General features: G+C 58.2%; 1 protein-coding gene. It reads right to left on the minus strand.

Going from position 1 to position 268, the window contains the following annotated elements:
• Positions 1–187, minus strand: a 187-nt coding sequence (locus SB764_RS40725) for a cation transporter (RefSeq protein ID WP_410866859.1), incomplete at its 3' end; no start/stop codon positions are given.
• Positions 188–268: the final 81 nt, after the last annotated feature.

Below are 268 nucleotides of genomic sequence, written 5' to 3' on the forward strand. Positions count from 1 at the left end.
CCCGCTTGGACCGCTTGCCGCCAACGAGCAGCAGAACCTGGTTGCCCGAATCGGCCACGGAGTGGATAGCCTCAGCCAGCATGGACGAGGACGTCGTGAGGAAGAACGCGAGGAACTTCAGCACAGCGATGGCGAGGTTAGCCGCCAGTGCCGCCACGATTGCCTTGCTACCGCCACCTGCAGCCATGAAAGCCCCACCTTTTCACATACTGGAAAGTTCAAAACCGGAAAGAATCTGATGTGTCCAAGAAGAGTCGCCATTGGCTGT

This window comes from Paraburkholderia sp. SIMBA_027, from assembly GCF_046535315.1.
GTDB lineage: Bacteria > Pseudomonadota > Gammaproteobacteria > Burkholderiales > Burkholderiaceae > Paraburkholderia > Paraburkholderia tropica.